Raw genomic sequence first — 18,150 nt, 5'->3', positions numbered from 1 at the left:
TTCCCTAATTTTTTGTGCGGTGCAAGGTAAGGTAACGCGCTGCTGCCGCGATATCATCTCTGAGTACTCGCAGGCGCTGCACAGCTTCGCGGTCCTCGCCCCACAATTCACTTTGGAATTTCTCGTCGAGTTGCGATGCGCCCGTCGCTGCTTCCCAGTCCAGGTGCCCGTGCACCACTGCCATGGCCAGCGCGAACGATCCCAGTGCCTGCGTCAGCACGGCCATTGCCGCGAGTTCATGATCGTCGAGCGCACCAACGGCGACCATAGCCGCCCGCAGCGATCCCGGATCCTGGTCTTCGGCAATCAGCGCCGTCGAGGTTGCAAGCGCAATCCCGTGCGCATCGGCAAGCCAGTCCAGCACCGGCTGCCAGGTATTATGTTGGCGTTGCGCAAGGTCCATGGGTGTTTCGGCCCGATAGCACAGTAAATCCGCATTGGCGAAGCGCACCATCTGGTCGCGAATCTCGGTTCGGTTCGGCGCGACCTTATCGATGGCCGTGCAGGCGATTTGCGTCAATGGCATGGAATGCGGATTGATTTTTTCAACTTGCGCATCCCATTCCTCCGCAATCGCATCGGCCAAAGCGCGGGCACTGAGCAGGACATCCGCTTTTCCAGGGGTTTTAACCGGGTGGCCGTCGAGCTTTATCAGGAAACCATCGTCTCCCGGCTCGACACCAACCGATTTATAAAACCGCTTACGGAGCGCGGCCGTTTTGTCCCGCGCCTTCGCTGCGGGTGTGTCGTCAGCCATGTCTCAGGCTCTAGTTGCCGAACAGGGATTTGAGGCCTTTCGACACGCCGTCGACGACACCGCCGCTGCCGCTGTCTTGCTGTTTCGGCGGTGCTGTTTCGCCGGAACTGCCGGATGACGTAGAACTACCACTATCGGCTTGCTCCATCTTGCCTGGGACAACGGTTTTTCCGGCAAGCGCCGGGGTGCAGTAATCGGTGGTATCAATGGCACCCACGGCACGCTTGGCGGCACTTTCAACCAGCAATGACAGCCCCATGGTTGCAAACGCTGCAGCCCCCTTGGCAACGGTACTGGCTGCATTTCCGGCCAATGCCGCTTTATCGAGCGCCCATTCCGGCTCAAGGAAAGTGCCGGTAATGGCCACGGGTACGATAGCCGCACTCGCAAGGCTTGTCTGTTTGGCACGCGGGTCGACGAGGAGATTCAGTTTTTCCTCACGCAGATCGACGGTGCCGACACCGATTGCCGACAGGCCGCCGGTTTCGAAGACCAGAGCCTTGGCGCTGGCGATCCCGTCCTTGATGTCGAAATTGACGACACCACAGCGCAGTTTTTTGTCATCTTTGGAATTGAACCCCGGCAGTGCCGACATCACATCGGACGACACGATATTCAGAGCACTGCTGTCGATCTTGCCGTTTTCGGTTTTCACGAACAGCATGCCGTTCAGGCTCGCCATCAGGGCACGAACCGATCCGCCGGCCCCTTTGACATCGACATCGGCATCGAGCTTGCCCGATGCAATATCGGTCATGCCCTGCTGTTTCAGCAGTTCGCCATAATCCAGCCCGGCTGCACTCAACTTGGCGGCCAAAGTCGGCATGCTGACGGCACCATTCAGCCCGACATTGCCTGAAACCTTGGTCCCTGCCACCATTGCCTGGAACGGTTGTATCTGCAGATTGCCGCCCTTGAGGGTCAGGCGCACCGACACGTCGTCGATATGATTGCCCTGCACGATGATCTTCTTGCCGTCGAAGGCTACCTTGGCATCCGCAGATTTAAGACCGTCAAGCGGCAACGGGTCTTTCGGAAACACACGGCCGTCGGCAGGCTTCTCAGCCGGCGCTTCGGCTTTCTTTTCCGAAGGCGGCAATAATTCGTCGAGGTCGATCAGGTTCGACGTTAACGTCACGTCGACATTCGGACGACCGCCAATGGACGCGGTCACATTCCCGGCCAGATCGGTCTTGCCCGCCAGCAGGGTCATGCCGCCCAGCGTGACATTCTTGCCGTCGAACGTCACCTTGGAGGCGAGATCGATCTTGTCGGCGCCGATCGCAGGCACGTCTTTCAGGGCCGGAACAAGGCTCGAAGCTTCCAACAGGGTCTTTTTGAGCGAAGCCACGGCGACGGCAATCTGGCCATCAACCGCGATGACCCCGCCCGGTGTCCCAAGGGTGCCCTTGTAGGTGGTTTTCACCCCCAACGCATCGGCAGCGATATCCACCGGATAGACGCCGTCGGCGGAGGTCATCTGCGCCACGGAGCCAAGCGTCCCGGCCAGCGTAAAGACTTTTTCATTCAGGCTGCCCTTGGCGTCGATCTTGACCGGTGCATCGGTGGACCCGGCGGCAGCCGTCAGTTCATCCAATGCGACCTGATGCGCTTCGCCGGTGACGCCGTCCTTGTAGGTGACCTTGATATTGCGCATCACGACCTGGTCAACGGACGGCAATGTCGTCGCGCCATCACTGCTTTCGGCCGGTGCAGCTTTTTCACCTGGCGCAAATTCCCAGTTACCAACGCCGTCCTTGTTGGTTTCCGCCAGCAGATCGACGCCTTCAACCAAAAGCCGGTTAACAACAATTTGCCCGCTCAGCAAAGGCAGCAACGAAACCTCGGCAGCGAAGCGTTCAACCGTCAGCATTGCCGGTTTCGAGCCCCAATCCGCATTCGCAAAAGTCACACCGTTGACGGCAATGGCGGGATTGAGAGAAATCTCCAGATTAAGGTCACCGGCAATCTGCAGATCACGTCCGGTGGCTTTTTTAGCCTGTGTGGCGATTTCGCCCTTGTACTGGTTAAAATCCATCGATCCCAGAATGGCAACACCGGCGACAACAACGGCGATCAGTACAACGACGACACCGCCTGCGATTTTTATCCACTTGCCCATGAGGTTTAGTCCTCCATACTTTTCAAGTAATGCTCAAGTTCAGTCACGGTCTCAAAGACCATGGCGGCGCCGGCTCTCTGCAAATCCTCGGGAGAATGGTACCCCCAAGCAACGCCGAGTGCACGCACCCCTGCAGAGACTGCCATTTCGATATCATATGTTGTATCGCCGATCATCACCGTATTATCCGCAGAGGCGGCAGTTTCTTTCATCGCCAAATGCAGCATTTCCGGATCTGGCTTGCCGCGCGCCAAGTCGGCTGTCTGAAGCGTAGAGAAAACAGCATCAAGTCCATGATGTTCAAGGGTATGGCGAAGCCCCCGCATGGATTTTCCGGTTGCTACACCGAGTGTCCAGTCATCGGCCAATAAACTGGATAACAGTGCGTGTGTCCCATCAAACAACGGCTCGTCGAGATTTCCGACTGCCCGCAGGCTGTGCCAGGAAAGGGAATACGCCTCGACCATGTCTTTTATCGGGGCATTATCGTTCGTCACCAGATTTTCGATGGCCTCCGCCAACGGCAACCCGACAACCCGGCGCACTTTGGCAATCGGCGGCGGTACCAGCCCGACATTCCGGAATGCATCCGACATGCAGGCATTGATCGCATGCTGGCTGTCGACAAGCGTTCCATCGCAATCGAAAACCGCTAGTTTTACTATCGCGGACAAACTGTCACCCGGTTTACGTGTGTGAAATGGCTTCTGTCTGAGCTTAACGGCGCGTGTCCCTTTTCACAATGCGCGATGAGGCTTGATTCCCATTGCAGATCACAGGCACAATAGTCATGTATAAAATATAAGAACCGGCACTTAAGTTTCCGGTTTATTTACAGGGAGGAGTTTCTTCGTAGGGACTCTAGGCAAATATCTGGGGGTTACACCCATGCTATCCCGACGGCGTCGGCATCATTGCTGCGTCCGAAGTCGGATTTGGCAGAGTGGCCACTTGGATCAATAGATCACTCACCAACATTTGGGGACCAATCATGAAGTTTTTCAAATTCGCCATCGCCATCGCACTTTTGCCGCTCCTCGCAGCATGTGCCGCTGGCCCGGACATTGCCTCCACCAAGGCCATGTCGAACAAGGGTACGCCGTTCCACATGGCATTACAGAACGAATATATCGCTCTGGCTCAAGCCGAAGCAGATGAGTATGACATCGAAGATGCCGTCTACTTCAACAACAAAGCCATCGCCGCTGCTAAAGGCGAAGACGTACAACCTCAGGCGATCAAGGAACGCAAGATCACCGGTAACGCACAATGGGAACTCGAAGCAGCCCGTCAGGCACTTCGTGGTGAGTTGCTCTCCGGCGCCAAGGATTGGGCTCCTTTAGAAGCCGCCAAAGCCCAGGCTATGTTCGACTGCTGGCTGCAAGAGCAGGAAGAAGGTGATCAGCCTAAGGACATCGATGCCTGCAAGAGCGTTTTCGATGCCAGCTTGGCAAAACTGGAAAAGATGCGCCCGCGTCCGATGGCGAAACCCGCCATGAAGAAGATGATGGCGCTGCCGGGGCCGTACACTGTCTACTTCGACTTTGACAGCTTCGATCTGAGCGCGACCGGCGAGGCCGTGATCAAGGAAGCCGCGAAGGCAGGCATGGACGCAGGCGCGACCGGTGTTGTCGTTACGGGCCATACGGATAAAGCCGGTAGCGATGACTACAACCAGGGTCTGTCACGTGCCCGTGCCGCCAGTGTCGGCAACGCGCTGATGTCTGAAGGCATAGCCCGCAGCATGGTGAAACGCGAATATTCCGGTGAAGCATCGCCGGAAGTCGCCACCAAGGACGGACAGAAAGAAGCCCGCAACCGTCGGGTGACGATTACCTTTACGCGCTAAACCGCGTATCGTTAGATGACGGAAGCGCCGGGCCTCGTGCCCGGCGTTTTCTTTTATTCTTTTGATATCCGCGCAACTCCTGCAGACCGTGTTGTCTGATGATTACGTCCAGCGTTATACATAAAAAAAAGGGTCGCCAACAGGCGACCCTAGGGGGAGTGTGACCGTCCCCGGGCATTGCCCGGAAGCGGCGATAGAACTGAAAGCCCGGAGAGAAACCTGTTCCGGACCGGCATGCCAAACGTTTGGCAAAAACAATGATGAGAATCTAAGTAACGAACCTGACGTCATCCTGACGTCTTTCAGGTCTATTTCGCCAACACATTTCGTTTCGACGGCTCGTCCAGTGGCGGAAAAACAAGTGAAAATTCAGCACCGCCGGAAATACTGTGCCCGATGGAAACTTGCGCATGATGAATGTCAGCAATCGTTTTCACGATATGCAAACCAAGCCCGGCACCGGCGCCACGGCGGTCCGTTTGTGTGAATTTTTCGAACATGCGTCCCCTGTCTTCGAACGGAATGCCCCTTCCCTCGTCCGAAATACGGATCGCTGCCGGGTCTTTTTCGAGTTTTATCAGCACCGCTGTGCCGCGTGCCGAATACTTGACTGCGTTTTCGATTAGGTTACGCACGGCATGCTCAATGGCTCCCGCGTCACCATGGATCATGATGACACCAGCATCCCCATCCAGTTCCAGGCTACGTTCTTCCTTGATTGCCAACGGCGCAAGACTACTGACGACATCGACGGTAATGCCATATAGATCGCATTTTGAATCTGAAGAAAGAACATAGTGCTCATAGCGAGTCAGAGTCAGTAACTGCTCAACCATGCGCGCAAGTGTATCGACCTCATTCTTGAGATCTGCGATTTCCTTGTCATCCTCAAGGCTGTCAAGATTCGCACGTAAAACTGCCAAGGGCGTACGCAGTTTATGTGCAACATTCGATGCAAAATCACGGTGTGTCGTAATACTGCTTTTCAGAGCTTCCATGGCGCGCTTCATATCGGTGATGTCACGGGCCATCATCACGGTGCCGCCATCCGGCAGCCGTTCCTCGTCAACATACAGCCAACGACCGGCCTCGGCTTCAATCTCGAACGGTCCACTGGTACGCTGACGGCGGGCCAGGCGCCGTTTGATCCAATCCTCACTGGAGTCAACGGCTTCCGGATAACGCCCTGAGCGCACCTCGGCACGGAGCAGATCTTCAAACAGGCTGCCGGGATGCGCTACGTCCCCCAGATCCTTGTTCAATTGGCGGAACCGGGCATTGGATATAACCAGCTTGTCCTCTTCGTCATAGAGAGCGAAATACCCTGAGAGAACTTCAATCGCATCTGCAAGCCTGACGTTGGCACGCTCCACACGGATCAACTCGGTAATGTCCTTGGCGATCCCGGTAGCACCGGCAAACTCATCGTTTTCTCCACTGAACCGAGGCAATCCGGATACGGCGAAATGACGAATTTCACCGTCATAGCCGATGGCTTCAAAACTTTTGTCCCTGAACGGCCGCCTGAAGTCGGGCGGCGTCGATTCAGCCCCGTCATGCAGCCTGAATATCCCTATATCATCGAAGCTTTTGCCAATGACCTGTACGGGGTGTGTTCCCAAACGGTCGATGATGCGCTCGGATACATATGTCAGATTATTGTTGCTGTCGGTTTCCCATACCCAGTCGGATATCAGTCGGGTCATATCTTCCAGTCGCCTAAAGGCTTCTGTTGCCCGCTCTCTTTCGGAGCCGGAAATGGATGGCCAGCTTCTGGACCTGCGTTCAGCCATGATCTTTCAGACGCGTTTCAAGTTCACGGAGCGCGCCCAGATAATCGGAACCTCGATGCCACATCTTGAGGACATCGACAGCCGCTTTGCGTGGCGTGTTACTGTAAAAGGATTTGAGCTTGGGTATATGTGCCTCGACTTCTTCCTTCGTACCGGCTTTTGCCAGATGGCAATATTCATAAAGTTCGAGAAACTCCTGCTCAGACATTCCGATACCACGACAGGCAATCGCCAACCCTTCCCCGCCGGATTCAAAAACCAGTCGCTGGATCAGGTGCTCACGCAATTTGGAAACCTGTGCAAACAAGGCCACGAACAGAGGCACTTCACCTTCTCGCAGCGCAGTGGTCAGCATCTCGACAGTGACCAGCCCTTCCTCACGAAGCGCATCTGCAAGCTCTGATACTTTTTTCTTTTGCCCACGATTATTAGCCGCGATTTCATCCGTTGTCGCTTGTTCGAGCAATTCATCGACCGTCGATTTGTCGAGATTGAAGCCGCTGATAATGTGCTCGCGCAACGCCGCGGAGACCCAGAGGAACATTTTCTTCGCCAGATTTGGGTCAAGCTCATCCCTGCTCAGAATCGGTTCCTGGAAGCTGTCTACCCGGCGCGACTGCTCAACCAGATATTCCATGGTGTTGGTTGATATCCGGGCATTCGCATTTTTCAAAAGTGAGATAATCACCGGTTCTCGCCCGGTTTCGACAATGGCGTCAGATACCGGTTCCGAAACGGATTTCCGCATCGTAATAGCCAACATGTGTTCTTCAGTCCTGAGCTTGATGACCTCTATTAGCTCGGCATCTCTAAGCAGACCGGACTTGGAAAGAATCGGGAAAGCGACGTTGATTTCGTCATTGGCCAGTTTCGATACAAGGTTTCTCGGCACATCGTCCATCAAAGCCAGGCGCCCGGCGACAGCCTGACGCACCGAAACCTCGATATCGTTGATGATTGATTGCAAGATACCGTACATTTGAGCGCGTTGGCGTTCGCTCAGAACACTGGACTGGTTATCAAACAGATCGATGATGATGTTGGTAAGTTCGGAACGGCTTTCAGATGATTTCTTGCGCGCCAGCGACATCAAGAAGTCAGCATCAAATTTGCTTTCTCCATCACCGACCATGTTTAAGCTTCCTCACCTGACAACAGATAGCCCACGCCCCGTATTGTGTGTACGGTAACATTGGCACCGGCTCCCTGCAGGCGTTTTCTTAAACGTGATACATGGACTTCAACGGAATTCGACGATACTTCCTCGTCAAATCCGTAAATCTTGTCTTCAAGGACATCCTTCGGCACAACCCGCCCCTTGCGCCGCAAAAGCTGCTCAAGCACTTCCATTTCCCGTCTTGAAATCGACGTCGTCCTGTCATTGATCCGAACTTCACGGGCCGTTGTATCGAATTCGATATTACCCTCTGCCAAAACGGTGCCAAGGACACCGCCCGGACGGCGAAGCAATGCCCTTACCCGAGCCAGAAGCTCTTCCATCGCGAACGGTTTCAGCATGTAGTCATCAGACCCGGCATTCAGCCCCCGAACCCGATCTTCGACCGCATCCCTTGCCGTCAAAATCAATACCGGTGTGACATCACCTTCATCGCGCCATTTCTTTAGAACATCGAGGCCGTCCTTGTCGGGCAGCCCCAAATCCAGGACGACCGCGTCATAATCAACGGTTTCCATCGCTGCATCGCCGTCTCCGGCGTTGTAAACCACATCCACTGTAAATCCGCCTGCTTCCAGGCCTTCTTTTACAAATGCAGCAAATCGTTCATGATCCTCAACGAGCAACAAGCGCACGTTCATATCTCCGAATTAAGGCAGGCGATTATCAGCAACGCTTTTAGCTGACATCAATAAACAAATGAAAGTGAAACTGGCACCGGACAGATGCCAGAATACCCCCCCGTCAATGGTGACGTTACATCCCTGACAAAATAGGGCAAGCGTTGAACCTTTATAAATCAATCAATTGAGCTTGTTCATCTTCAGGGTCAAAACCAAGTGTTTTCCATGTATCCAGCATATGCGCAGGCAACGGGGCCGTTATCTGAATAGGCGCTTTGTTTTTTCTCGGCAACATGATTGCCCGGGCGTGCAGATGTAACATTCGGGCAATGCCGGCTTCGAAAACAGCGCTGTCACGCTCGCCGTATTTTGCATCGCCGACAATGGGATTCCCCATCAACTGGCAGTGCACCCGCAATTGATGCGTTCGGCCTGTCAGGGGCTCCAGTTCAAGCCATGTCACCGCCTTGCTGGCCTGATCGATTATCCGAAAACGTGTTTTCGCGCTTTTACCCATGTTTTCATCGACCTGCACAAGATCGCCGCGTTGCCCCGGCAGCTTGGCCAGCGGTGCGTCGATCATACCGCCTTCATGCGGTGGCTTGCCGACTACGGCAGCCCAGTAAATTTTCCGTGTTTCCCTGTCCTTGAACGCTTTCGCCAACCGAGCAGCGGATGCCCGCGTGCGTGCCAGCAGCAATACCCCGGATGTATCCTTGTCGAGTCGGTGAACAAGCCGCGGACGTTCCTTGGCCCCTAATTTAAGGCGATCCAATGCGCCGTCGATATGCGTATCCGTACCCGATCCCCCTTGTACGGCAAGGCCGGGTGGCTTATTGATCGCCAGAATGTCGTCATCGATATAGATGATACATTCCTTGAGCTCATCGCCGAGCCGCCCCGCCGTCTCGATATCCATACCGCCAAGAGACGACTTTTCCGGATGATCCCGATCCTGATCTTCGATATTCGGCGGAATGCGGACGGTCTGCCCCTCCTCAACGCGGTCGGCAGCTTTGGAGCGGGCGCCATCGAGACGAATTTGTCCCGTTCGCAGCAATTTCTGAATCTTGCCCTGCTTCAGGTTCGGAAAACGGTTGCGCAGCCAGCGATCCAGGCGCTGACCGGAATCCGCATCTTCAACCACGATATTGCGAACGCCGCTCATTGCCACTCACCCATACCGAAAATCCTGCAATTGCTCATGTAAGAATGAGACGTGTCATCGTCATACCGGCCCAAAGGGCGCCGATACTGACAACGACCGAGACCGCGACGTATAACAGTGCGTGTACCGTTTCGCCTCGAGTCATCAGGCTCATCACATCCAGGGAAAAAGTGGAAAATGTCGTGAAGGCCCCCAGGATGCCTACAACAATCATGGCCCTGATCTCAGGGCTTGGCGACCACGCAAGGGCTGACACTTCGATTAATGCCCCAAGAATGAATGAACCGGCGATGTTGACGATCATCGTGCCATAGGGGAACCCATGTCCCAGCAAGGCACCGGCCAGCGATACGACGCCATATCGCCCGACGGCGCCGATTGCCCCGCCGGCGGCAACATATAAAATCATCGAGACGTTCAATTTTCCGTTTCCTTGCGTCGCTTCGCCCGCAGTGTATCCCAGTATTGCAGGCGTTTTGCAATCTCACGCTCAAAGCCCGTATCCCTGGGGCTGTACAGGCGCTGACGGTTGATGTCGTCGGGGAAGTAATCCTGGCCGGAAAAACCGTCTTCGGCGTCGTGATCATAGGCATAGCCGTCACCGTAGCCTATTTCCTTCATAAGTTTTGTCGGCGCGTTGAGGATATGTTTCGGCGGCATCAGGGATCCGGTCTCGCGGGCCAGCCTGTTCGCCGCCGACGCCGCTTTGTACGCGGCATTGGATTTCGGCGCCGTCGCCAGATACAGCACGCACTGCACGATCGCCAATTCACCCTCGGGCGAGCCCAGACGCTCATACGCTTCCCACGCGGCGATCGACTGCGGCAGTGCATGTGGATCGGCCATACCGATATCCTCGGAAGCAAAACGAACCAATCGGCGGGCGACATAACGCGGATCTTCCCCCCCCGCCATCATGCGTGCGAACCAGTACAGCGCCGCATCGGCGTCGGAGCCCCTGAGAGATTTATGCAGTGCCGAGATCAGGTTATAATGCGCTTCCTGACCTTTGTCATAGAGCGGCTGGCGGCTCTGCACTACGTTGGCAAGCTGCTCCGGCGACAAGGGCTTGGTATCCGCCGGCAGGCCGATCAGGATATCCGCCATATTCAGCAAATAACGCCCATCGCCGTCAGCCATGGCCCTTAGCGCCGTGCGCGCATCGTCATCAAGCGGCAGGTCACGTTTCTCGGCGGCCTCGACACGTTTCAAAAGTTCTTCCAGCGCATCGTCATCAAGCCTGCGCAGCACCAGAACCTGCGCACGGGACAACAGTGCTGCATTCAGCTCGAACGACGGGTTTTCCGTCGTCGCCCCGATCAGAACGATGGTCCCGTCCTCGACAAAGGGCAGAAAGCCGTCCTGCTGGGCGCGATTGAAGCGATGTATCTCGTCGACAAAGAGCAGCGTTCCCTGCCCCATTTCACGTTTGCGCCGGGCTTCCTCCACCGCCTTGCGCACATCCGCAACCCCGGAAAAAACCGCTGAAAGTGGCGTGAAAGCCAGGTCTGTCGCTTTTGCCAACAATCTGGCGATGGTCGTCTTGCCCGTGCCGGGCGGCCCCCAGAAGACAACCGACGCCAGCTTCTTGGCCTGTATCATACGGCTGAGCGGCCCCTCAGGGCCAAGAATATGATCCTGACCTACCACATCCTCCAGCGTTTGCGGCCTGAGCCGGTCCGCAAGTGGCCGTGGGGCATCGGCTTCGAACAGAGTACTCACCGATGCCTCCTTTCGTTCTTAACGTAAATGCGCGGCAAAGAACTCTTGTGAGCGGTCACGTGCGAGGTTCGCCGCTTCTTCGTCGTAGTGCTCTCCGCCCTTGCGGGCGAAGGCATGGTCGTTGCCCTGATAATCGAACAAGGTCGCCATACTGTTTCCATCGAGGGCGGCATGAACCTTGGCCTGATTTTCCTTCGGCACAAAACCGTCTTCTGTCGCGATATGCAGCAATATCGGCGCCTTGATGGGTTCACCGACATGTTCTTCGAGCATGACACCGTAGTAGCCGACGGCGGCATCCACATTGGTGCGCGTCGCCGTCAGGAATGCCAGGCGACCGCCAAGACAGAAGCCGACGGAACCGACCTTCCCGGTGCAGGCATCAAGACCGCGCAGATGCTCAATCGTCGCATCCAGATCCTCAACGCCTTTTTCGAGGTCGAATCCATTGAACAGTTCGAACGCCCGTGCCCATTCCGCTTCGGTCTGATCGGTAATCTGGATTCCCGGCTCCTGGCGCCAGAAGAGATCCGGACAAAGCGCCACATACCCGGCGGCAGCCCAGTCGTCGGTCAGACCGCGCATCACTTCATTGACGCCGAAAATTTCCTGAATGACGACAACACCGGGCCCCGTCCCCCCCTCCGGAAGGGCCAGATAGCCCATGAATTCACCGCCGTCCTTGGACTTGATGCTAATTTCCTGACCGCTCATGCTATTTCCTCCCACGATGAAGCCTGATTTAGTGCATTGCCGCAGAGCCTAGCGCATCAATGCATTCGGGCCAAGAAACGCACACCCTATTTCCTAGCCCTTGAAGACAAAATCGAATGTCTTTCCGGCGCGTTCCACCTGAATGCGCCATTCGTCGCCTTCATTCCCATTCAGCGCAGCTTTGGCATCATCGACGGTGGCGATTTGAACCTGATTGATCTGGCGCACGATGTCGCCGGGGCGAAAATCGAGCCGGCTGGCAATCCCGCCGCGGCGTATCTGCAAGATCACGACACCTTCGCCGAAGGGGTCCATATGATATTCCTCGGCCAGCGCCGGAGACAGGTTGGCAATCAATGAGTCGGCAAGCGGGTTGCGGCCTTCAATTTTTGTTTTATCGGACGCCGGATAATCAGGCGCTGGCTGCATATCGATGGTAATCGGCACCACCTTGTTTCCGCGCATGACCCTGAACACCGCGTGGTCACCGACCGGCAAGGTTGCTATCCGGTACTTGAGATCCTCCGCACCGGCTATTTCATGCCCGTTGACGGCAAGGATCACGTCCCCGGCACGCAAACCGCCCAGCTTGGCCGAACCCTGCCTGTGCACAAGATTAACAATAACCCCCTGCGGACGCTTCATGCCCAGTGAATGTGCAATATCGGATGTAACAGCCTGCCCGTATGCGCCCAGCCAAGGCCGGATCAGACGGCCATCCCTGGAAATGCCGTTGAGCACTGCGCGCACCATGTTTGACGGCACCGCAAAACCGATCCCGTGCGAGCCGCCGCTTTTGGAAAAGATCGACGTGTTTATCCCGACCAGTTTGCCATCCATCGATAACAACGCGCCGCCAGAATTACCCGGGTTAATAGCGGCATCTGTCTGGATAAAGGATTTGAGTTCGGTATCGCTTCCAACAGAGCGTGCTAACGCCGATACGATGCCGCTGGTCACCGTCTGCCCGACGCCGAACGGATTGCCGATGGCCAGCACCAAATCACCGACTTTCAATTCGTCGGAATCGCGAATTTCAAGAGCTTGCAACTTGTCACTTCCTGGATCGATCCTAAGCACGGACAAATCCGTCTTGTCATCGGAAACGACGATTTTAGCCTCATATTCACGTTTGTCGGCCAGTACGACGGTAATTTTATCAGCGCCTTCGATAACGTGCTGATTGGTGACGATCAGGCCGTCCGGATTGACGATAACTCCGGAACCGAGGGAGTTTTGCCGCTCAGCCCTTGGCCGGCCGCGATTGAAACCCAATCCGAGGTCGCCAAAAAAGCGGCGAAAAAAGGGGTCATCGAACAGCGGCGGCACCTGACGATTGGCGACGATCTTTTGTGTATAGATATTGACCACAGCGGGCGCTGCATGTTCGACCAATGGGGCATAGGAAAGCTGCACCTGAGTACGGCTTTGCGGGACCAGGCGGTTCTGAGCCGTTGCCGGGGCCATGGCCAGCCATATGGCAATACTAAAGCAGACAACAATATGAAATTTGCGCATGGTCATTAGATAAGCCTGAATATTTGGCGTGTCGATACCCGATCCACCCAATAAATTACAACAAACTGTTAGCGGCACTGACCTCTATTTTACAATCCGCATAAACAAAAACGGCGCCCGAAGGGACGCCGTTTTTCAAAACCTGTATCGACGAATATTACGCGTCGTCGCCAGCTTCTGCTTCAGCTTCAAGACGAGCGCGATCTTCTGCACCCTTGGCGTCGGGATCGCGGTCGACCAATTCAATGACCGCCATCGGTGCACTATCGCCATAACGGAAACCGGCTTTCAACACGCGGGAGTACCCACCCGGACGGTCCTGGTAACGTTCGGCAAGCGTCGAGAACAGTTTTGCGACGGCTGCGTCATCGCGCAAAAAAGCGAAAGCACGACGGCGATCATGCAATGTACCCTTCTTGCCGAGCGAAATCATCTTATCGATGAACCGGCGCAGTTCCTTGGCTTTCGGTAAGGTCGTCTTGATCTGTTCGTGAACAATGAGAGACGTCGTCATATTCGAGAACATGGCTTTGCGGTGCGTCGACGTCTTGTTTAGCTTGCGGTAACCGTTGGAATGTCTCATGTCAGGCTCCTTGATTTTTGCCCGCGCGTGCCATTTTACCCGCGGGTCATCTGGTTTTTGTTAACGACCGGCGCCATTTAGCGCCGGCCGGTCACTGGAATATCCGATCAGAACGGATCTTCCAGTTTTTTGGCCATGTCTTCGATGTTTTCCGGCGGCCATTCGGAGATTTCCATACCCAGATGCAGACCCATCTGCGAAAGAACTTCCTTGATTTCGTTCAAGGATTTGCGCCCGAAGTTCGGGGTCCGCAGCATGTCTGCTTCGGTTTTCTGTACCAGATCGCCGATATAGATAATGTTGTCGTTCTTGAGGCAATTTGCCGAACGGACGGAGAGTTCAAGCTCATCGACCTTGCGCAACAGGTTGCGATTGAACGGCAGCTCATCACGGCTTTCTTCAATTACCTCACCCGACGGCTCATCGAAGTTGATGAACAGCTGAAGTTGGTCCTGCAAAATGCGTGCGGCAAGTGCAACAGCATCTTCCGGCGTGACGGCGCCGTTGGTCGTCACGTCCAGGAATAACTTGTCGTAATCGGTGTCTTGGCCAACGCGGGTGTTCTCCACCTTGTAGGCAACTTTCCGGACCGGCGAGAAGACTGCATCGATTGGAATCAAACCGATCGGGCTGTCGTCAGGTCGGTTCTGGGATGCCGGTACATAGCCTTTGCCGTTTTCGACAATCAGCTCCATGCTCAACGAAGCACCGTTATCAAGGTGACAGATCACAAGATCCGGCTCCATGATTTCGATATCAGAACCGGTTTCGATCATGCTGGCGGTCACTTCGCCAGGACCGCTGGCCTTCAGGGACATACGCTTGGGACCCTCGGCCATCATCTTCAAGCCCATCGACTTGATGTTGAGAACGATGTCCGTCACGTCTTCGCGCACGCCGGCAATCGAAGAGAATTCATGCAGCACACTGTCGATCTGAATCGACGTCACCGCAGCACCCTGCAGCGACGACAGCAGAATACGACGCAGCGCATTGCCCAGCGTCAAACCGAAGCCGCGTTCGAGCGGCTCAGCTACGACACTCGCCTGACGGCTCGGATCGTTACCCGGAACGACTTCGAGTTTCGAGGGTTTAATCAGTTCTTGCCAATTTTTCTGAAGCACTTCAGTGACCTCGCGCTCACAAATGACAGCAACGTCCTTGAAATCAAGGGCGTCGCCTATTTACCTGCCCGGTACAGATCTGGCCGATCGAACCAGCCCTGCCCGAAATGAAACTTCCCCGGAAAATAACCGGGAAAGAAGGGTCTTAGACCCGACGACGCTTTCTTGGCCGACACCCGTTGTGCGGGATCGGCGTTACGTCACGAATGGCCGTAATCGTGAAGCCAACCGACTGCAGCGCACGAAGCGCTGATTCTCGGCCGGAACCCGGGCCCTTCACTTCGACCTCAAGGGTCTTCATACCATGTTCCATCGCGGCACGGCCGACGACTTCACCGGCAACCTGTGCAGCGTACGGAGTCGATTTACGCGACCCCTTGAAGCCCTGCGCACCGGCAGAAGACCAGGCAATCGCGTTGCCCTGGGCATCCGTGATGGTGATGATGGTATTGTTGAACGTTGAATTAACATGCGCGATACCCGCTGCAATGTTCTTCCGTTCGCGGCGACGCGGACGCGCCGTAGTTGCTGCCTTGGCCATGATATTTCGCCCTTAAGCTTTCTTCTTACCGGCAATCGCCTTGGCCGGACCCTTACGAGTCCTGGCGTTAGTGTGGGTACGCTGACCGCGCACCGGCAATTGCCGACGGTGACGCAGGCCGCGATAGCAACCAAGGTCCATCAGACGCTTGATGTTCATCGCAACGTCGCGGCGAAGCTCGCCTTCTACGGTCAGTTCCTGGTCGATCATGTCACGGACACGCGTAACTTCGTCATCGGACAGGTCATTGACACGGCGTTCAGCGGCAATGCCGCAAGCTTCACAGATTTTCTTAGCCGTGGTACGGCCGATCCCATGAATGTAGGTCAACGCGATAACTGCACGTTTTCCAGTCGGGATATTTACACCAGCAATACGCGCCAAAGCTCGTACTCCTTAAACTTTGGGTCGAAACGGACAGCCACCGGTTGATTGAAGAGCGCGGATTATATAAATCTTACCCGCCAAGTCAACTCATCAGCTAAACTTTTTCGATACCCAATCCTCGTTAATCCAAGATCGCATACAGGGAATTTGTAACATTATCAATATCCTGCATGCCATCGACCGTCTTCAGCACCCCTTTATCCTTGTAATAAGGAATAATTGGGGCCGTTTGCTCGCGGTAAACCCCGAGCCGTTTCTTTAGCGTTTCCGCGTTATCGTCGCTCCGTGCGCCACCTGTTTCGGCGGCGCGCTTCTCGATTCGGGCAAATAGCACCTGCTCGTCCACTTCCATGGAAATGACGTAATCGAGCTTCAGGCCTTTTTCGGCCAGCATTGCATCAAGAGCTTCAGCCTGAGCCACCGTGCGCGGAAAACCGTCAAGGATGAACCCGTTGGCACAATCCGCTTCCTCGATCCGATCGGAAATGATGCCGACCACGATGTCATCCGATACCAGCTCGCCAAGATCCATGACTTCCTTGGCCTTGATCCCCATTTCCGTGCCTGATGAAACGGCAGCACGAAGCATATCGCCCGTCGACAACTGCACGATCGAATACTTCTCGACCAACCGTTCGCACTGAGTCCCCTTACCGGCACCCGGCGGGCCAAGAAGGATGATGATCATGCCTTCCGCCCTCTAAGCTTGGACTTTTTGATCAAACCTTCGTATTGGTGCGCCAATAGATGCGACTGCACCTGCGTCACGGTATCCATCGTCACAGTGACGACGATCAGAAGGCTTGTACCGCCGAAGTAGAAAGGCACGGACCATCTGGAAATCAGAATTTCCGGTAACAGGCAAAGGATCGCTAGATAACCGGCACCGACCACGGTCAGACGGGTAAGCACCCAGTCGAGGTAATCGGCTGTATTCTTGCCGGGACGGATCCCTGGCACAAAGCCACCGTATTTCTTCAGGTTATCAGCCGTTTCCGCCGGGTTGAATACAACTGCGGTATAGAAAAATGCGAAGAACACGATCATGGAAATGTACAAGATCAGATACAGAGGCTGACCGCGCCCCATGTAAGCTGCAACCGTGCTCATCCATTCCGGGCCGGAGCCGGCCGAAAACTGAATAATCGTGATCGGCAAAAGCAATATCGAGCTGGCAAAGATCGGCGGAATGACACCGGCGGTGTTCACCTTCAACGGCAGGTGCGACGTATCGCCACCCGACATTTTATTGCCGCGCTGGCGCTTCGGGTACTGGATCAGAATGCGGCGCTGTGCACGTTCAATAAAGACGATGCAGAATATCACTGCAATCGCCATCGCGAACAGGGCAATGATGATCCCGGTCGAAAGCGCACCGGTACGGCCAAGTTCAAGCGTTCCGGCCAAAGCCGTGGGCAGGTTGGCGACGATACCGGCGAAAATAATCAGTGAAATACCATTGCCGACACCGCGTGCCGTGATCTGCTCACCGAGCCACATAAGAAACAGCGTTCCGCCGGTTAACGTGATGACCACGGTCATACGGAAGAACATACCGGGATTATCGACAGCGACACGGCCACCAGAAGACATGCTTTCAAGCCCGACGGCGATACCGTAAGCCTGCAAGATACAGATCGCGACCGTCAGATAACGAGTGTACTGGTTGATTTTCTTACGGCCGGTCTCGCCTTCTTTCTTCATCTGCTCAAGTTGCGGCGACACCGCTGTCATGAGCTGCATGATGATCGATGCCGAGATATACGGCATGATGTTCAGGGCGAAAATTGTCATCCGCGAAAGTGCGCCGCCCGCGAACATGTCGAACATGCCGAGGATACCGCCGCCTGTTTGATTGAACAGGCTTTCAAGGATCGTCGGATCGATACCCGGGATCGGAACGAACGTACCCAATCGATAGACGATAAGCGCACCCAGCGTAAACCAGATGCGCTTTTTCAGTTCCGTCGCCTTGGAAAAGGCGCTGAAATTGACGTTCGAGGCTAATTGTTCGGCGGCGGAAGCCATACTAGATTAATCTTCCTCTTTCGGATCCACGGCAACGACTTCAC

At 55.2% G+C, this 18,150-nt stretch carries 18 protein-coding genes; 1 reads left to right on the top strand and 17 read right to left on the bottom strand.

The window, feature by feature from the left end:
• Positions 1 to 4: 4 nt before the first annotated feature.
• Genes L2D14_10040 through L2D14_10030 form a run of 3 tightly spaced genes read right to left on the bottom strand, consistent with a single transcriptional unit; the run spans position 5 to position 3,553 of the window.
• On the bottom strand, positions 5 to 757 hold the full coding sequence (locus L2D14_10040) for an ATP12 family protein (GenBank protein ID WNJ98215.1): 753 nt from the start codon (positions 755 to 757) through the stop codon (positions 5 to 7).
• A gap of 10 nt (positions 758 to 767) precedes the next feature.
• The gene (locus tag L2D14_10035) at positions 768 to 2,879 is read right to left on the bottom strand and encodes an AsmA family protein (GenBank protein WNJ98214.1); all 2,112 of its coding nucleotides are present in this window, start codon (positions 2,877 to 2,879) and stop codon (positions 768 to 770) included.
• Positions 2,880 to 2,884: 5 nt separating this feature from the next.
• Complete coding sequence (locus tag L2D14_10030) at positions 2,885 to 3,553, bottom strand: HAD-IA family hydrolase (protein ID WNJ98213.1); 669 nt, start codon at positions 3,551 to 3,553, stop codon at positions 2,885 to 2,887.
• A 317-nt stretch (positions 3,554 to 3,870) separates the two neighbouring features.
• Here L2D14_10030 and L2D14_10025 point away from each other — a divergent pair, with 317 nt between their 5' ends.
• Entirely contained in the window at positions 3,871 to 4,728 is an 858-nt protein-coding gene (locus tag L2D14_10025; protein ID WNJ98212.1) for an OmpA family protein, read from the top strand.
• Between the two features lie 308 nt (positions 4,729 to 5,036).
• On the opposite strand, the gene L2D14_10020 is transcribed toward L2D14_10025, so the two are convergent.
• The 14 genes from L2D14_10020 to secY all read right to left on the bottom strand — a co-directional run bounded on the left by L2D14_10020 (position 5,037) and on the right by secY (position 18,106).
• Positions 5,037 to 6,434, bottom strand: a complete 1,398-nt coding sequence (locus L2D14_10020) for a PAS domain-containing sensor histidine kinase (protein ID WNJ98211.1) — start codon at positions 6,432 to 6,434, stop codon at positions 5,037 to 5,039.
• A gap of 79 nt (positions 6,435 to 6,513) precedes the next feature.
• Positions 6,514 to 7,653 (bottom strand): DUF2336 domain-containing protein, encoded by a 1,140-nt coding sequence (locus L2D14_10015; protein WNJ98210.1) that lies wholly within the window; start codon positions 7,651 to 7,653, stop codon positions 6,514 to 6,516.
• Between the two features lie 2 nt (positions 7,654 to 7,655).
• Positions 7,656 to 8,339 carry a response regulator transcription factor gene (locus L2D14_10010; protein ID WNJ98209.1) on the bottom strand — a complete coding sequence of 228 codons (684 nt, stop codon included), beginning with the start codon at positions 8,337 to 8,339 and terminating at the stop codon, positions 7,656 to 7,658.
• Positions 8,340 to 8,490: 151 nt separating this feature from the next.
• Complete coding sequence (locus L2D14_10005; GenBank protein ID WNJ98208.1) at positions 8,491 to 9,489, bottom strand: RluA family pseudouridine synthase; 999 nt, start codon at positions 9,487 to 9,489, stop codon at positions 8,491 to 8,493.
• Between the two features lie 34 nt (positions 9,490 to 9,523).
• Entirely contained in the window at positions 9,524 to 9,910 is a 387-nt protein-coding gene (gene crcB / locus L2D14_10000; GenBank protein WNJ98207.1) for a fluoride efflux transporter CrcB, read from the bottom strand.
• Positions 9,907 to 11,211, bottom strand: a complete 1,305-nt coding sequence (locus L2D14_09995; GenBank protein ID WNJ98206.1) for a replication-associated recombination protein A — start codon at positions 11,209 to 11,211, stop codon at positions 9,907 to 9,909. Before L2D14_09995 ends, crcB begins: the two co-directional genes overlap by 4 nt.
• An 18-nt stretch (positions 11,212 to 11,229) precedes the next feature.
• A complete protein-coding gene (locus L2D14_09990; protein WNJ98205.1) occupies positions 11,230 to 11,925 on the bottom strand; it encodes a dienelactone hydrolase family protein in 696 nt (231 codons plus the stop codon).
• A 93-nt stretch (positions 11,926 to 12,018) separates the two neighbouring features.
• Positions 12,019 to 13,449 (bottom strand): Do family serine endopeptidase, encoded by a 1,431-nt coding sequence (locus tag L2D14_09985; protein ID WNJ98204.1) that lies wholly within the window; start codon positions 13,447 to 13,449, stop codon positions 12,019 to 12,021.
• Positions 13,450 to 13,600: 151 nt separating this feature from the next.
• Positions 13,601 to 14,026: a 50S ribosomal protein L17 gene (rplQ, locus tag L2D14_09980; GenBank protein WNJ98203.1), complete on the bottom strand. Its 426-nt coding sequence runs from the start codon at positions 14,024 to 14,026 to the stop codon at positions 13,601 to 13,603.
• Between the two features lie 107 nt (positions 14,027 to 14,133).
• Positions 14,134 to 15,150: a DNA-directed RNA polymerase subunit alpha gene (locus tag L2D14_09975; protein WNJ98202.1), complete on the bottom strand. Its 1,017-nt coding sequence runs from the start codon at positions 15,148 to 15,150 to the stop codon at positions 14,134 to 14,136.
• A gap of 145 nt (positions 15,151 to 15,295) precedes the next feature.
• Complete coding sequence (gene rpsK / locus L2D14_09970) at positions 15,296 to 15,691, bottom strand: 30S ribosomal protein S11 (GenBank protein WNJ98201.1); 396 nt, start codon at positions 15,689 to 15,691, stop codon at positions 15,296 to 15,298.
• Between the two features lie 12 nt (positions 15,692 to 15,703).
• A complete protein-coding gene (gene rpsM / locus L2D14_09965) occupies positions 15,704 to 16,075 on the bottom strand; it encodes a 30S ribosomal protein S13 (protein WNJ98200.1) in 372 nt (123 codons plus the stop codon).
• A gap of 124 nt (positions 16,076 to 16,199) precedes the next feature.
• Positions 16,200 to 16,766, bottom strand: coding sequence for an adenylate kinase (locus L2D14_09960; GenBank protein WNJ98199.1), 567 nt, complete (start codon positions 16,764 to 16,766; stop codon positions 16,200 to 16,202).
• Complete coding sequence (gene secY, locus L2D14_09955) at positions 16,763 to 18,106, bottom strand: preprotein translocase subunit SecY (protein ID WNJ98198.1); 1,344 nt, start codon at positions 18,104 to 18,106, stop codon at positions 16,763 to 16,765. The genes L2D14_09960 and secY overlap by 4 nt, the downstream gene beginning before the upstream one ends.
• Positions 18,107 to 18,150 lie beyond the last annotated feature (44 nt).

The sequence above is a fragment of the Thalassospiraceae bacterium LMO-JJ14 genome, from assembly GCA_021555105.2.
In the GTDB taxonomy this organism is placed as follows: Bacteria; Pseudomonadota; Alphaproteobacteria; order Rhodospirillales; family Casp-alpha2; genus UBA4479.
This window is presented reverse-complemented; position numbering and strand designations above follow the sequence as displayed.

What these genes read in the sequence shown, in the direction of transcription:
- L2D14_10040 (WNJ98215.1), bottom strand. Translation starts at nt 757, where the DNA reads ATGGCTGACGACACACCCGCAGCGAAGGCGCGGGACAAAACGGCCGCG.
- L2D14_10035 (WNJ98214.1), bottom strand. Translation starts at nt 2,879, where the DNA reads ATGGGCAAGTGGATAAAAATCGCAGGCGGTGTCGTCGTTGTACTGATC.
- L2D14_10025 (WNJ98212.1), top strand. Translation starts at nt 3,871, where the DNA reads ATGAAGTTTTTCAAATTCGCCATCGCCATCGCACTTTTGCCGCTCCTC.
- L2D14_10020 (WNJ98211.1), bottom strand. Translation starts at nt 6,434, where the DNA reads ATGACCCGACTGATATCCGACTGGGTATGGGAAACCGACAGCAACAAT.
- L2D14_10015 (WNJ98210.1), bottom strand. Translation starts at nt 7,653, where the DNA reads ATGGTCGGTGATGGAGAAAGCAAATTTGATGCTGACTTCTTGATGTCG.
- L2D14_10010 (WNJ98209.1), bottom strand. Translation starts at nt 8,339, where the DNA reads ATGAACGTGCGCTTGTTGCTCGTTGAGGATCATGAACGATTTGCTGCA.
- L2D14_10005 (WNJ98208.1), bottom strand. Translation starts at nt 9,489, where the DNA reads ATGAGCGGCGTTCGCAATATCGTGGTTGAAGATGCGGATTCCGGTCAG.
- L2D14_09990 (WNJ98205.1), bottom strand. Translation starts at nt 11,925, where the DNA reads ATGAGCGGTCAGGAAATTAGCATCAAGTCCAAGGACGGCGGTGAATTC.
- L2D14_09985 (WNJ98204.1), bottom strand. Translation starts at nt 13,449, where the DNA reads ATGACCATGCGCAAATTTCATATTGTTGTCTGCTTTAGTATTGCCATA.
- rplQ (WNJ98203.1), bottom strand. Translation starts at nt 14,026, where the DNA reads ATGAGACATTCCAACGGTTACCGCAAGCTAAACAAGACGTCGACGCAC.
- rpsK (WNJ98201.1), bottom strand. Translation starts at nt 15,691, where the DNA reads ATGGCCAAGGCAGCAACTACGGCGCGTCCGCGTCGCCGCGAACGGAAG.
- L2D14_09960 (WNJ98199.1), bottom strand. Translation starts at nt 16,766, where the DNA reads ATGATCATCATCCTTCTTGGCCCGCCGGGTGCCGGTAAGGGGACTCAG.
- secY (WNJ98198.1), bottom strand. Translation starts at nt 18,106, where the DNA reads ATGGCTTCCGCCGCCGAACAATTAGCCTCGAACGTCAATTTCAGCGCC.